This window comes from Undibacterium sp. GW821-FHT11H02 (assembly GCF_058808015.1).
Genome location: NZ_JBXARG010000007.1, coordinates 32,965 through 45,383, shown reverse-complemented (window position 1 = coordinate 45,383; position 12,419 = coordinate 32,965). Strand labels below are relative to the sequence as shown.

Annotated in this window: 10 protein-coding genes; 5 read left to right on the top strand and 5 right to left on the bottom strand. The window is 47.9% G+C overall.

Annotated features, from left to right (window positions below; translation table 11 throughout):
• Positions 1-5: 5 nt before the first annotated feature.
• From AC1RR2_RS09120 to AC1RR2_RS09105, 4 genes are all read right to left on the bottom strand, one after another.
• On the bottom strand, positions 6-1,877 hold the full coding sequence (locus tag AC1RR2_RS09120; protein WP_493221937.1) for a DUF1302 domain-containing protein: 1,872 nt from the start codon (positions 1,875-1,877) through the stop codon (positions 6-8).
• Positions 1,878-1,966: 89 nt separating this feature from the next.
• On the bottom strand, positions 1,967-3,205 hold the full coding sequence (locus tag AC1RR2_RS09115) for a thiolase family protein (protein ID WP_493221936.1): 1,239 nt from the start codon (positions 3,203-3,205) through the stop codon (positions 1,967-1,969).
• A gap of 55 nt (positions 3,206-3,260) precedes the next feature.
• Positions 3,261-4,829: an AMP-binding protein gene (locus AC1RR2_RS09110; RefSeq protein ID WP_493221935.1), complete on the bottom strand. Its 1,569-nt coding sequence runs from the start codon at positions 4,827-4,829 to the stop codon at positions 3,261-3,263.
• Between the two features lie 88 nt (positions 4,830-4,917).
• Positions 4,918-5,718 carry a cyclase family protein gene (locus AC1RR2_RS09105; protein ID WP_493221934.1) on the bottom strand — a complete coding sequence of 267 codons (801 nt, stop codon included), beginning with the start codon at positions 5,716-5,718 and terminating at the stop codon, positions 4,918-4,920.
• A gap of 544 nt (positions 5,719-6,262) precedes the next feature.
• On the opposite strand from AC1RR2_RS09105, the gene AC1RR2_RS09100 reads away from it, so the two are divergent.
• From AC1RR2_RS09100 to AC1RR2_RS09085, 4 genes are all read left to right on the top strand, one after another.
• On the top strand, positions 6,263-7,138 hold the full coding sequence (locus AC1RR2_RS09100; RefSeq protein WP_493221933.1) for an SMP-30/gluconolactonase/LRE family protein: 876 nt from the start codon (positions 6,263-6,265) through the stop codon (positions 7,136-7,138).
• Between the two features lie 144 nt (positions 7,139-7,282).
• Positions 7,283-8,308, top strand: a complete 1,026-nt coding sequence (locus AC1RR2_RS09095) for an MBL fold metallo-hydrolase (RefSeq protein WP_493221932.1) — start codon at positions 7,283-7,285, stop codon at positions 8,306-8,308.
• Between the two features lie 301 nt (positions 8,309-8,609).
• Positions 8,610-9,059 carry a hypothetical protein gene (locus AC1RR2_RS09090; protein WP_493221931.1) on the top strand — a complete coding sequence of 150 codons (450 nt, stop codon included), beginning with the start codon at positions 8,610-8,612 and terminating at the stop codon, positions 9,057-9,059.
• Between the two features lie 61 nt (positions 9,060-9,120).
• The gene (locus AC1RR2_RS09085) at positions 9,121-9,816 is read left to right on the top strand and encodes a TetR/AcrR family transcriptional regulator (RefSeq protein WP_493221930.1); all 696 of its coding nucleotides are present in this window, start codon (positions 9,121-9,123) and stop codon (positions 9,814-9,816) included.
• Between the two features lie 48 nt (positions 9,817-9,864).
• Here AC1RR2_RS09085 and AC1RR2_RS09080 read toward each other — a convergent pair whose 3' ends face one another.
• Entirely contained in the window at positions 9,865-10,878 is a 1,014-nt protein-coding gene (locus AC1RR2_RS09080; protein WP_493221929.1) for a helix-turn-helix domain-containing protein, read from the bottom strand.
• 389 nt (positions 10,879-11,267) lie between these two features.
• Here AC1RR2_RS09080 and AC1RR2_RS09075 point away from each other — a divergent pair, with 389 nt between their 5' ends.
• Positions 11,268-12,404, top strand: a complete 1,137-nt coding sequence (locus AC1RR2_RS09075) for a zinc-binding dehydrogenase (protein ID WP_493221928.1) — start codon at positions 11,268-11,270, stop codon at positions 12,402-12,404.
• Positions 12,405-12,419 lie beyond the last annotated feature (15 nt).

Here is a 12,419-nt window from a genome sequence, read left to right as displayed (position 1 = left end):
TGAATTTAGAAGGATGCTTTGAACGTCAGCAGTAACATACCGCGGTCAGATAAAACTGAGTTTGCGCTCGCTGGTACTAACATCGCGCCAGTTGGACTCATGCTAAATGGACCAAATGAGCCAACGTAACGTAAAGCAAAGTTATAACGCGCCTGTACGTCGGCCATGATGCCGACCGACCAGCTACCTGCACCGACTGAACCACCATTAGAGATTGCAGAGTTACCACGCAAGCCACGGCTATAGGCAATTGGCACTGAGATATCGACATTCGGCAATGCACTTAACCAGCTCGGTGTGAACCCTAAAGCAATACCAAATGCATCTCGCGTTACGGCATCAATATTCAAGGGATTGGCTGCATAGGTTTTCGTGCCTTTATAGACGCCGTAAGGATCATCCGTCACGCGCAATACACGATTCCACGTTAACTCTGTACTTAGGGAGGCGATATCATAGAAGCCATTGCTAGGCATGACGCCCACTAAATTCAATACACCATGCATCGTTTCGCCACGTGCGCCCAATACTTCACCATTGCTGCGGGCTTTCGCTGCAGCGGTCATGCTTGCAAAACCAGTACGGGTCGCAGCTAAGGCATCTGGCAGAATAAATACCGGTGCACTATTGAGTGGCATATTGGTACGCATGCTTAATTCTGCGCCAACGCTCAAGCCCGCTACATTTTTGCTTAAGGAGAGACCAAAAACGCCGATGTCGCTGCCAAAGTTAGTGTAGTACTTAGCGACTTGACCCACGCCCAATTGTGGTAAGGATGCCGCGGCTGGGTTAATGTAGCAAGTGACGGTACCTGGCACACCGGTCGGTACTGGTAATTGTGAACTTGTCGGGCAAGCAGCGGCTGGTAATGCTGTGGTGGCATTCATCAAAGACAGTTGCGGCAAAATATCACTGGTGCGACGGGCATAGAATCCTAAGGTGCCATCCAGCCAATCTGGACTCCAACGTGCGGAGAGCCCCCAGTCACCGGTCTTCTTTGGCTTACCAGTTTCACCAGGTAAGGCACGCAGGGTACGTGGCGCAGTAGCTAAAATAAAGCTTTCACCAGCGCTGAATAAAGCGTCATTCGAGGCGAGGTATGCGCCACTTTCTGCTAAACGTGCAGCTTCCCAGTCAAAGAACAATTGTGCAGAGATCGACAGATCATTGGCCGGTTGTATTGACACCGTGGTCGAATTTCGAGGACGGAATAATTCTTTCGCTTCTGCACCTGGTGTTGAATAGGCCTTCCACAAATCCAGCGAGTATTGACCATAGCTGACACCATGCATCGCGCTACCCAACATCAATCCTTCACCCCAATAAGCGGTGTGCCGACCAGCACGGACATTGATTGGCGTGTCGCCGGCATCAAAATTGGCAAACACAAATGCGTCGAGAACTTCGCCAGAGACACCTTGCGCATAGCGCTTGGTATAAGCGTTTAAGTTGCCCGGACCTGCTAGGCCGTTATACGAGGCGGGATTGACTTTGTCTTTAGAGAGATGACGATATGCATCGTCAGCCCAGGCTGTGCCACTTACACGCAGACCAAAATTTTTATCGACAATCAAATCAAATTCACTGAGTAAATCGAGTCGATTTGCAATGGTTTGACCTTTGCCGAAATTTCGGTTGCCATCGTCGGTATTCGGATTGGCTAACAAAGCAGGATTTTGTTCCTGCATACGAATACCGTAGTTGTAACGAACCGTATTGTCCCAGCGCACGACGACGTCGGCATTGCCGATTTTCAAATCTTCTGCTGATGCAAAGCCGCTTGTCATCGAGCACAAGGTCATGACGGCGATACTCAGAGCCGATTTACGTAAGGTCGATCGGCGTGGTTGCTGATGGGAGGAATGATGTGATTTCAAAGCTGTCTCCTTAGACTTTTATAGAACTGCAAGTGATTTGATGTCATGCGCTATTTTTCATCGACGCTATTTTTTACATCGGTTTAAATTTATTTGGTCAGAATATGTATTCCGACTGCGGCTTCTTCTACGCCTATCATGCCGCCACCATTTTCCTGAATCGCGTGGCGTGCTCCTGGCACTTGGCGTGAACCTGCTTCGCCGCGTAGTTGGGTGACCAACTCAAAAAGTTGACCGATCCCCGTCGCACCTAATGGGTGACCTTTTGATTCCAACCCGCCAGAGGTGTTGACAGGGATGCGTCCGCCTAAAGCGAAATCACCGCGCTCAGCGGCAGGTCCACCTTCACCCAGCGGGACGAAACCAAGATTTTCGGTTTGAATGATTTCACCCATCGCTGCTGCATCGTGTACTTCAGCGACATGCATATCGTTCGGTCCTAGGCCCGCCATTTCATAGGCTTGATCCGCCGCCAAACGTGCTAAATGCAATTCAGGTTGATTGAACCTACGTAGGCTAAAGCTACGAATCACACTGGCGGCAACCTTGATGCAACGTGATTTGTCTGCGCCGATGCGCTTCAAGCCTTCTTCTGTGCAGACGATGGCTGCGGCCGCGCCGTCGGATAATGGCGCGCACATAGGGAGTGTCAATGGATAGGTAATCGGTGGTGCGGCAAGGATTTCTTCCACACTGAACGTCTTCCGGGATTGGGAATAAGGATTGTGTACGGAGTGGCCATGATTCTTTGCCGCTACCGCTGCAATCTGACGTTGGGTCGTGCCGAAAGTCTTCATGTGATAGCGGCACATGGCAGCGTAAATCGACATGAATTTACTAAATGGTTTATCCGATTCCGATCCATCCGGAATCTCGATACCATCACCCATCTTGATCAACATCTCATAGTTTTGCGCTGCACGAGAGACGTCCCATCCTGCTTCCATCACGGTGAGTGCGCGCAAGCGATCAGGAATATTCATTTTTTCGCAACCAATCGCGAGCGCGACGTCGGTACTGCCAGCCTTCAAAGACTGCACAGCTAAATGGAAGGCGGAACTACCTGCGGCGCAACCGTTGTCAATGTTGAAGATGGGGATTTGTTCGATACCAATTTTGCTCAGAACAACTTGACCAGGAATCGCAAATTGACCTTGCAGTGGACCATTGGTAATACCCGCATAGTAGGCGGCACCAATGTCACTGATATTGCAACCAGCATCTTTCAGCGCACCTTGCAATGCTTCTCCTGCGAGATCTTCGAGACTGCGATCGATATGTCGGCCAAATGTGGTCATGGCGATACCGGCAATGTAGATATGACTCATATTAAGTTTTCTTTCTGTGATCGATGTTGTTAGTCGAGATGTTTCCAACTAATGCTTAAATCTTGCGACCCGATTGTTCCCAATAACGTGCGCGCAAATCTTTTTTCAGTACTTTTCCAGCTGGACTTCGTGGCAATGCTTCAATCACATCAACACTCTTAGGTGCGCACACGCTACCCAATTTCGCTTTGCATAATTCAATCAATTCTGCAGTATCAATTTCTTGTCCCGCTTTGAGCTCAACCACGGCCTTAACTGCCTCGCCCCATTTCTCATCCGGTACACCGATGACAGCGCAGTCTTGTACAGCTGGATGTGCCCAAATGACTTGCTCGACCTGACTAGGGTAGACATTGAAGCCACCAGAAATGATCATGTCTTTTTTTCTATCGGTGATATGTAAGAAACCTTCTTCATCGATATGGCCGATGTCGCCCGTATGTAACCAGCCACCAACAATGGTCTCCGCCGTCTTGACGGGATCTTTGTAATAGCCTTTCATGATCAGATCACCACGCGCACAGATTTCACCAGATTCTCCATTTGCGACGATCTGCTTATCGTCGTTCATGATGACGACGTCGACGAAGGGATTGGGGCGGCCAACTGCGGATAGACGTGAGTCGGATGCAATCTGCCCTGCCACAAAATGATCATCGGGTGGCATGGTTGAAATGGTGCCCGGTGCTTCTGTTTGTCCGTAGCCGCCGGCCATCACTGGTCCAAATACCTCTATCGCTTGTTTCAGTTTTTCGACCGACATTGGGGCTGCACCGTAAGCAAAATATTTCAGTGATGAGAAATCCACCTTCATATTCAGGTCAGGGATATCCAATAGACGATAGATGACGGTTGGCGGTAAAAACAATTCAGTGACACGATGTTTAGGGATAGCTGCTAACATCAGCGCAGGATCAGGACGCGACAAAATAACAACTGCGCCGCCACGTGCCGTGACTGGAATGGATAATAAGCCCGAGGTATGTGTCATCGGTGCAGCAGCCAAGGCGACTGCTTGCTCGTCGCCTGTATAGTGAAGCGCGATCATCAAGTGCGCAAATGCAGTTTGATAACTACGATGCGTGTTCATGACCCCCTTAGGATGACCAGTCGTGCCGCCTGTCGGCACAATCGCAACCACATCATCCATATCAACGGCAACACGTGGCTTCGTGGCAGGCTGATTTTTAATCCAGTCGCTCAGGCTGACAGAAGCGCTAATTTCAGGGGATTCGCCATCGATGCATATCCAATATTTGATCTTGGGTAAGCGCGCTTGAATTTCCGCGATATTGGCCGCGAAATATTTTTGGTAGAACAAAACTTCACAGTCGAATTGTTCTAGTACAAATTGATTTTCATCGTTGGAATTGCGCGCACCGACAGGTAACCAACACATATTCGCGCGCCAGATTGCTAGTGCACAAGTCCATGCGGTCGTGTCATTCAAAGCCCATACCGCACCTTTAGTTTCTTTGGGCAAGCCGCTTGCTAATAAGGCGTTTGCCACTTGGCAGGATAATTCGCCAACTTCATTAAATGTGTAGACGCGATCATCTTGAATATATGCAGGTCCATTGGGATGGATGCTCCAACCGCGATCAAAGAAATCTATCATGGCCATATGCGGGCCCCTCGAAAGTTAAAATAAATCGGTGTAGTGGAGATACAGGTCGCCACTACCAAAGTTCATCTGGAAAATTGTTGTTGTCTTAGTCGTTTACAAATGCCACCACGCGTGCTGGTGCAGCACTACAGCGTGCCAATTTAATAGGGAAGAATCCGACCATAAATCCACTCAAAGGTAGTTCGCCTAGGTTCGTCATTTGTTGCACGATGAAGGCTTCGCGTTCGACGATGGCTTTGTGTCCATCCCACAATACGGTCTTATCGCCAGATGCTTGAAATTTTTTCGACATCACGCCAAAAGACAAATCCCAACCAATCGCGTCCGTGCCAAGTATGGTCGCGCCTTGACGTGTTAAATGCAGAGTGCTCGCACGACTCATGCCTGGCTGTTGATAAAATAAAGGATCGCTTAATGTGTAGCGTTCTTGCCCAGTGCGGATTAAGACTGCGTCGCCAGCTTTGATCGTAGTGCCAGTTGCAGCCAATGCCGCATCCAGCATTTCTATCGTAATTTCTTCATTGTGTTTGGCCCAAGGGCGCACATCTAATACGATGCCAGGACGATAAAGTTCATCTAATGGAATATCCGTAATCGTGCGCGCTTGTTGGCCTTCGATCATAGAACCACTGTGTAAAGGCGCATCAACATGCGTGCCGCAGTGTGAAGACATATCGGTTAATGTTTCTTCGCCCCAGCCTTCGCCATGTGGCAAATCATCATGTGTGCATCCGAGGTAACGACAAAATTCATCTGCGCCAGTTTTGGCGGGATGGGCGTATTCAATCGCGGGTGAGACGATCTTCGCAGCACCTGCAAGCGGAGGTGGAAGCTTGGCGCGATTTTCTGGATCGAGCGTTTGTGTTAGGTCGATAAGGCGTGGCATTGAATGTCTCCTCTTATTGAATAGAAATGGCGTAGTGTGTGCAGTTTCAACTTCATGCCAAAGCTTCGCTATCAGAATTCCGCAAGAAACAAAAAAAGAGAAAATGTTTTGAAGTGTGTTGCGTAGTTCAAACAAGGCTGCAATAAAACGCAGTATGAAAAATATGAATGCTGACAAGCTGCCGCTCTTTATTAATGTGAGGAAGCTTGCATAGCGTTGGCGTTGTGTTGTTACGGATGTGAAAAAAATATGTCGATATTATTTCCAGATAACTGTGGTATTTGCGGATTTTCGATAGTGTGGCTTGCGCGCATTCTAGATACTCAACTCACACTGCCGAAGACTATGTGCAAAAAAGAGAGATAGCGTTGATGGATGAATTTGATTGGCATCGAATGTCGAATTAATTCACTTTTTCGCTGAGTGAATTTTCTTCCCTGGCCATGACAAAGTTTGGAAGTGCAGAGTGTGGAAGCTCGTAGTTTGCAAATGGCAAATGAACGATTGCATTCCGTCCGATTTCTATTGTTATTGAGTGGATGCTATGGAAATACATACCCAGACGCGTGTGTTAGTAGAGAGAGGGCAAGGACTTCGCTTTACTGAGAGTCCACGTTGGCACGCAGGAAAATTTTGGTTCTTAGATATCCATGGCAATGCTATTCGCACTGTGGATTTGCAAGGTCAGTTGGAGACTGTGCTTGACTTGCCGTTCAAGCCAAATGGTTTTGGAATTCGTGACGATGGAACTTTAGTGTTCGCGGATGCATTGCAAAGACAAGTAGTTGAATGGCGAGATGGCGCCTTATCTTTGCTTGCTGATCTGCGTGATTCGACCGTATTTTGTTTGAGTGATGGCATCTTGGATAGTGCAGGGCGATTTTATATTGGTGATATTGGCTACAATTTTTTCGATCCGCAAAATGCACCTGTGCATACTTGTGTGATTGCTTGTGTCGATCCCGATGGTAGTCATCGCATCGTTGCGCGAGATTTAAGTTTTCCGAATGGCATGGCGATCACGCCGGACGGCAATACTTTGTTGCTTGCGGAATGTATGGGAACTCAAATTACAGCGTTCCATATCGCAAAGGATGGCGGATTGTCAGAAGCTAGGGCTTATGCGCGATTGCCAGAAGGAACGCGACCTGATGGTATTGCATTGGATGCCGAAGGTGCTGTCTGGTTGGCGAATCCCGAGGGCGAACACAGCGTCTTACGTGTACTGGAAGGTGGTGAAGTTGTCGAAGCAGTACAGCTTGATACCCACGCGTACGCGGTCGCCTTAGGTGGTCCTGATGGAAAGCACTTATTGATTTGTACTTCAGACACACACAACCCTGTCGAGATTGCGAATAAGCCTAGCGCGACATTGCGACTAATTGAAGTTGACGTGCCGGCGGCAGGATTTTGTGCGTAATTTAACTTTAAAAAAATTGTTATGTTGTGCATTTGACGGAATGCGAAGGAGATTGCGGAATTCCGATAGACGCTTGATTGCATGAGTCAGAGAATGACTTCGCAAGCTTGCTGTTAACCTATTTATCTTGATGAAAGAGTGCATATGAGATATCCGCTGAAATTGAAAATCGCATCGCAGCTGATAGGCTGCATCATTCCGGCCATGGTGTCGGTCGCCGCATATGCACAACAAGCTACGGCAGACAATGCTCCGCAAACTTTGTCGGCGACTCGCTTGATATTGCTCGGAACAGGAGCCGGACCTATTCCTCGTAAAGAACGTTCACAACCGGCCAATCTGTTGATCGTCGGTGGTCGTCCTTACTTGATCGATGCTGGCAACGGCGTTGCGCGACAGCTAGCACAGATGGGTTTAGTGCCATCTGATGTGCGTACTGTTTTTATCACCCATCATCATATTGATCACAATGCCGATCTCGGTGCCTTGATGTCATTTGCGTGGTTGGAAGATAACAAGCGCAATGATAAAAATGTCGCACCGATACGTTTTTATGGACCACCATCCACCACAGATTTAGTGCAAGCAGCGCAAAATTATTTGAGTGTTGCTGAGCGCATTTTTCGCGCAGGTGTCCCTATGAAACCTGTGAATGGAAATTTTGCAGCACATGATATTCAGTCGAATGGGGTGGTATTTAAGGATGATCGCGTTGTGGTGACCGCGATGGAAAATAATCATTATCAAGGCGCGAAGACGAACCCAACAGCCAGCACCGACAAATCCTTTTCTTATCGCTTTGATGCAGCAGATCGCTCTGTGGTGTTTTGTGGTGATACGGGACCTAACGATGCCTTAATCGAATTTGCAAAAAATGCGGATGTCTTGGTATGCGAAGTCAATGATTTGGAAGCGTCCATGAAAGAATTGGCTGCGACGACTCGCTTACCGCCCCCAGCTTTGAATGCGGTGCGTATGCATATGGAAAAGCAACACATTACACCTGAACAAATCGGTCAGATTGCGAAGAAAGCTGGTGTGAAATCGGTCGTCTTGACACATATTTCGCCAGGCACCGATGGAGAAACCGATATGAGTCGCTATACCAATGGCGTGCGTAAATATTTTTCCGGAACGGTGATTGTCGGTAAAGATTTACTGGAATTTTGAGCGCTAAGTTTTTGCTCACCACCTTGATCGCAATACGCGAGATGTGAGCAAACTAAAGTCATTATTGAATTGCTTTGTTGGTCGCTGTGTAAGAAGGAGTGTAATCATGCGTATGCAGGAAATACTTGATCAGATTGCTTGTTTTGTCACCTCAGTCGTTATCGCATTGGGTGGTGCCTGGGTTGCTTCAACTTTGATGTTTGTGGATGCCATTGCCTAATATGAGCGCCATGCACTGTGCGAAATAATTACTACGCAAAATCAAATATCAATCGTAGTGAATTTTTGATCAGGGTTTGCGATGCCTAAGGTATTTTCGAGTAAAAATTTTCACTATGAAAATCGCAATGCACATGGCGATTATGAAGTCTGGATAGAGCATAATATTTTTCATTGCGTTCTGACTGGACCTATGAATGTAGAAGGGATTAAGGCGCTCGGCAGAGTCCGGCGTGCCTGTATTGCTGAATCGAAAGTGACAGAATTAATCCCTGCGATTGTCGAATATCGACACAGTATGTTGATGGCGCCCGATGCGCTTGCACTCTATGCACAAGAATTTAAACAACATTTGTCACAGCTAAGCACACCGATGATAGTCGCTTACGTCGTGCCAGAAGAAGTAGAAGGCCGTTCCATCATGCTGCCTTTTTTTGAAAAAATTTTCCAAGAAAATAAGGTGCGATGGTGCGCTTTTGAATCAATGAGCGAGGCTTTGACTTGGTTGCGTACCTGCTTAAAAGAACGTTAGCGTGTATCGGCGACCGACTTATTTTTCTGATTCGTCCAAGTAGTGTTGGTCGATAATTTAAATGGAATTGATCACCATGATGCCTTGTTTGTGTAAGCCGCGCAGAGCCCGACGAAAAGACGCACGCCCTCAGGAGTTATTAGCGGCGGCTCTGGATTTGTTCGTCGAGTTTGGCTACGCTGCCACACGTTTGGACGATGTAGCACAAGCGGCTGGCGTATCGAAAGGGACCTTGTATTTGTATTTTTCGAGTAAGGAAGAATTGTTCAAGGCCGTTGTGCGTGAAAACGTTGGGCCATTGTTAGGTGAAGCGGAACATTTGATAGCACAATTTGAAGGAAATACGCAGGACTTGTTTCGATTGGTGATGCGCTCTTGGTGGCATAAAATGGGCGAAACGAAGTTGTCAGGTTTGCCTAAATTAATGATGGCAGAAGCCGCTAATTTTCCTGAATTGGCGCGTTTTTATCAAGAAGAAATTATTGTCCGTGGCGAGCAATTAGTTGCCAGTATTTTGGCGCGTGGTATGCAACGCGGTGAAATCCGCTCAGTCGATTTAGAAATTCATGCGCGATTATTGACCGCACCTATCATCATGATGATGATTTGGAAGCATTCACGCTATACGCAAATCCATGCGGATAGTTGGCACGATTATCTGGAACACTATATCGACATTGCCTTATATGGCTTGACACATTCCGCGCATGCAGAGCGTCAGCAAACATCTTCAGGCTTGGACTGTTGCGTGAATTAGAGCGCTGAACTAAGTTACTAAACTAAGTTGCTCAACTTAGTTACTGAATTAAGGTTTAAGATTTTTTTCAGGATTTGAAGAGCGCCGTAAGGTGTCAGAAGGAAGCTCATCAAAACAATCTTTATAGGCACGCGAAAATTCACCAAAATGCCAAAAGCCCCAGCTCAACGCTTCCGCTGTGACGGTTGTGGTTCCTGGGCGCGCTAGCAGCAGTGCATGATGCACACGGTGTAAGCGTATTCGGGTCAGATAGGCGGTTGGGCTAAGTCCCATGACTGCGCGAAAAGCGTATTCCAAAGTTCGTTCACTTACCTCTGCCGCCCGACACAAGTCAGTGACGTATAAGCGTTCATCGATATTGGCCAGGGCATATCTTTCTGCGGCGCGTACAATTTCACTTTGTAATTGACGTGTTCGTTCACGTCGTTCAGGTTCTAACTTATGGGTTCCTGACAGTGTGGTGAGCAAGCTATCTGTTAAATCTGCTTGCGCCGCAATTCTGTGTTCACGCGATGTTTCAAACTGTGCGGGATTTTCCGCTGCAGCTTCGGCTAGTCGTTTTCCTAAAGCAAAAAGATGTCCTGCTTGCGCCGCGCCTACGTTTAGTACTTCGACTTCGTTTGGTAGGTGAAAGCTATCTTCGGTTTCACGCACGCTCAGATGCGCGGTAATGTCTTCCGGGCGAAATAACAGGGTTACACTCTCGTAATCAGGATCGGTGACGATACCAATGCTGGCGGAAGGTGGTACCGCCAACATCAAATCATTTCTCACTTGCAAGCCGTTCGCGGTACCACTTGCCTGCGGACCAAAGCTGACGTAAGCGATATAGTCTTTAATCAGCGTTGGACGCGTGCGCAGGCGTAAATTGGTAGAGTGATAGACGACGGCGCTACCTTCGAGACGGACGATAATCTGGCGCGCTTTGAGCGGTTTAGATTGCAGTTGCACCAGATCTTGCTCAAAGCCTTCGAATCCCGCATTTGCTAATGCAGGATTATCGATCTCGGTGACTTCCACGGCGGGGGGGAGATGTTGATCATTGTCTTTGCTCATGCTCATACTATGCGCTGCTTCATTTGGGGCGTCAAGCTGGTTATTAACTTGAATATTTTGAGATATTACGAATATTGGAAGGACTTATCTTTTCTTGAACGAGATTTTCATTTTAATAAAAAATGAGGTGATCCGCTGAGAAAAAACGGCATTGCTAGTTTGATTTTTTGAAATTCATTGCGAGAATTTTCTGTGGAAAAAGTGCTAATGAATTTTCTGTGGAAAAAGTGCTAATCTAAGTTGAGGCACAGTGCTCGGTCGTCGAGCAAATTCACAAATTGCGGAAAACTGATAGTCCTCGGAAGTAATTTATCCGAAACTACTAACACAGTTTTCGGATGGGCCACGAGAGCGTGTAGACCTGCCAACTCAAAAAGCATCCAACTAGGAAAATCATGACACATCCAGCGACTACAGGATTGCAATTACACTCTCTAATCAAAGACAGTGGAGAGTTGGAATTATCCCTGCGGCAAATTCCTGTCGCCGAACCTGCAATAGATGACGTGATCATCCGGGTTGAGGCTGCACCACTCAATCCGTCTGATTTCAACTTGCTGTTTGGCGCAGCAGACATGAGCACTGCGAACGTATCCGGAACCGCAGAATTTCCGATTGTCACTGCCACCGTACCGGCGCTGGCGATGCCCGCTATGCAAGGCCGACTCAATCAATCGATGCCAGTCGGTAATGAAGGTGCCGGCGTGGTGGTAAGCGCCGGTAAATCACCAGAAGCACAGGCCTTGCTCGGCAGAACGGTCGCCACATTCGGTGGCGAGATGTATTCGCAATATCGCTGTGCCAAGGCTGCGCAATGCGTAGCACTGCCGGCCGATTGCACGGCTGCAGATGGAGCGGCCATGTTTGTTAACCCACTCACTGCATTGAGTATGGTGGATGTCATGCGCAAGCAGGGACACAAGGCGATCGTGCATACAGTCGCGGCGAGCAATCTGGGGCAGATGCTAATCAAGTTGTGTCTGAAAGAGAATATCAACTTGGTCAATATTGTTCGTGGCCAATCCCAATATGATCTGCTCAAGGAAATGGGCGCCAAGTGGGTTTGCAATTCCGCATCTCCTCAGTTTCTGCAAGAATTAACCAACGCGATTGAGGCCACCGGAGCGACGCTGGTATTCGATCCGATTGGCGGGGGCGATTTGCTCGCACAGATTATGACCGTGATGGAAAAGTCGCTGCTTCAATCCGAGCCCTACAGTAGATATGGGTCGGCAACGCGTAAGCAGGCTTACATCTACGGGGTGCTTGATCGTTCCCCGACCACCATCAGACTCAACTTTGGTTTGGCCTTTGATATCAGTGGTTGGTTGCTAACGCATTACATGCAAACACTCAGTGCTAGCGAGCGCTTGCAGATGCAAGCACGCGTACTTGCCGACCTGAAAACGGTGTTCGCCTGCCACTATACGAAGGTGGTGTCGCTGGCCGAAGCACTCCATCTCGACGAAATTGCTAACTATACCCAGCGCGCCACCGGGGGTAAATACCTGATCAATCCTTCACTGGCTTAATATTCAAAAAACACT

What these genes read in the sequence shown, in the direction of transcription:
- AC1RR2_RS09085 (WP_493221930.1), top strand. Translation starts at nt 9,121, where the DNA reads ATGGAATTGATCACCATGATGCCTTGTTTGTGTAAGCCGCGCAGAGCC.
- AC1RR2_RS09075 (WP_493221928.1), top strand. Translation starts at nt 11,268, where the DNA reads ATGACACATCCAGCGACTACAGGATTGCAATTACACTCTCTAATCAAA.
- AC1RR2_RS09100 (WP_493221933.1), top strand. Translation starts at nt 6,263, where the DNA reads ATGGAAATACATACCCAGACGCGTGTGTTAGTAGAGAGAGGGCAAGGA.
- AC1RR2_RS09110 (WP_493221935.1), bottom strand. Translation starts at nt 4,829, where the DNA reads ATGGCCATGATAGATTTCTTTGATCGCGGTTGGAGCATCCATCCCAAT.
- AC1RR2_RS09095 (WP_493221932.1), top strand. Translation starts at nt 7,283, where the DNA reads ATGAGATATCCGCTGAAATTGAAAATCGCATCGCAGCTGATAGGCTGC.
- AC1RR2_RS09105 (WP_493221934.1), bottom strand. Translation starts at nt 5,718, where the DNA reads ATGCCACGCCTTATCGACCTAACACAAACGCTCGATCCAGAAAATCGC.
- AC1RR2_RS09080 (WP_493221929.1), bottom strand. Translation starts at nt 10,878, where the DNA reads ATGAGCATGAGCAAAGACAATGATCAACATCTCCCCCCCGCCGTGGAA.
- AC1RR2_RS09090 (WP_493221931.1), top strand. Translation starts at nt 8,610, where the DNA reads ATGCCTAAGGTATTTTCGAGTAAAAATTTTCACTATGAAAATCGCAAT.
- AC1RR2_RS09115 (WP_493221936.1), bottom strand. Translation starts at nt 3,205, where the DNA reads ATGAGTCATATCTACATTGCCGGTATCGCCATGACCACATTTGGCCGA.